The 1,456-nt window shown below is 59.1% G+C and carries 4 protein-coding genes and 1 pseudogene; 4 read left to right on the forward strand and 1 reads right to left on the reverse strand.

What is annotated here, in order from left to right; all coding sequences use genetic code 11:
* Nucleotides 1-382, reverse strand: a 382-nt coding sequence (locus J7396_RS22365) for a DUF3693 domain-containing protein (protein ID WP_209262185.1), incomplete at its 3' end; no start/stop codon positions are given.
* 127 nt (nt 383-509) lie between these two features.
* Between J7396_RS22365 and J7396_RS22370 the strand changes: the two genes are divergently transcribed.
* The 4 genes and pseudogenes from J7396_RS22370 to J7396_RS22385 all read left to right on the forward strand — a co-directional run.
* A complete protein-coding gene (locus J7396_RS22370; RefSeq protein ID WP_046933269.1) occupies nt 510-791 on the forward strand; it encodes a hypothetical protein in 282 nt (93 codons plus the stop codon).
* Nucleotides 784-999, forward strand: a complete 216-nt coding sequence (locus J7396_RS22375) for a hypothetical protein (protein ID WP_223866271.1) — start codon at nt 784-786, stop codon at nt 997-999. Before J7396_RS22370 ends, J7396_RS22375 begins: the two co-directional genes overlap by 8 nt.
* A complete protein-coding gene (locus J7396_RS22380) occupies nt 992-1,168 on the forward strand; it encodes a hypothetical protein (protein WP_155407336.1) in 177 nt (58 codons plus the stop codon). The genes J7396_RS22375 and J7396_RS22380 overlap by 8 nt, the downstream gene beginning before the upstream one ends.
* Before the next feature lie 52 nt (nt 1,169-1,220).
* Nucleotides 1,221-1,456: pseudogene (locus J7396_RS22385) on the forward strand (replication initiation protein); the annotation flags it as partial.

Below are 1,456 nucleotides of genomic sequence, written 5' to 3' on the forward strand. Positions count from 1 at the left end.
TTCGCATAATGTATAGAGGGTGGGTAAGGGCTACCGGCGAAAGGGCCGCTAGCAGCGCTTCATGCGCTCCTGTGTGTACCGCCAGGACCAACAGCGCGACCACCGCGGCGGCCGCGCTTAGCCTGTCCAACACTGATCGCCACAATGCGCGCTCTGCTGGGGACGCCGCGCGTTCTGCATGAATTCGTGCCATCCAAGAACCGCCGTCGAGCTTTGCCATCGCGCAAAGCTGCGCAATTCGTTCATCGGAAAGCGGCTTGTCCTCGTGGCGAGCCTTCCAAATCATCTGCCTGTTGACGCCCAATTTTTCTGCCAAAGCCATATCTGACGGGAGAGAGCAGCTCTCTTTCACCTTGTCAAGTAGCTCGTCTGTAGCGCTCATGTGACCCTCAGGGTTGACATCGTGTGACCCGTCGAGTTTACATGCGCTCGCGTTACCTCATTGGGTAACGCCGCGCACCCCCGGCTCCCCTCCGGGGTCCGCGTCAAGGGGCAGGGGAGGGGGCTTCATGGACGTCATCGCATTCGCACTTCTCGGTGCTGCCTGCTTCGTGTGCAGCATCGGCACAGCGCGCCTCGTCGGTTGCATATTGGATCGCCGCGACGCTGCCATTCTTCGCCAGCTGCGCGAACAGGATCTGATCGCCGCCGCTGAGCGTGAGCATCACCGCGCTTTATTCGATTACGTCGATCCGTGTGTTGCTGCTGCTGAGGAGCGCGCAGAGCGCCTCAACGATGCCACGTTGTGCGAACGCGAGTGGCAGGGCTATGGCGAGGTGCTCGATGCGTAACCTCATCGCTTTCTGCCGTGAAATCGGCCCGCTTGCTTTGATGTGCTGCGCAACTGGTTTCGGCATAGGTGGACTTGTTGGCTATGCGTCCGGTGCTGGCGCAGCACAAAGCATCGATCGTCAAATTGAGCGCGACGAAACCATCCAGCAGCAATGCATCGACGGCAACAACAATGCTTGCCGTGTCATGGAGTTTCGCCGTGGCTGAGTCTCGATCTGTTGCATGGATGATTTCGCCAGCCAGAGTGCAGGGCGGTCCTCGCATTTACGTGTTGACCATCGTCGTCAACGGCAATGCTGTCGAGCAGAGCTATTTCGCATCGCGCATCGATGCTGCTGATGCACGTGACGCAGCCATGGAGTTCTATCGTGGCTAACAGCACATGCTCTTTCTGCGGTGAAACAACCGTCTACTTTTTCCCCGGGGGCTTGTGCGTTGCATGCACATCGAAGAACGCACGTATCCGCATGCAGGAACAGCCCACGCAATCGCGTGAGTTGTCCGCATTCGATGCATCTGTTGGCGTCATGCAGGCCGCTACGCGCCGCACGGAAATTGCCGCAGAGAAGATCCAAAAGAACAAGCGTGTGGTCGGTACAAGCGTGCGTGAGTTCGACGCAGCGCATCCGGTCGCATTGACCGCAGAGGGCCAGCGCGCAGCGCT

Origin of the sequence: Xanthomonas sp. A1809 (genome assembly GCF_017746015.1) — a bacterium.
GTDB classification, from domain to species: Bacteria; Pseudomonadota; Gammaproteobacteria; order Xanthomonadales; family Xanthomonadaceae; genus Xanthomonas; species Xanthomonas euvesicatoria.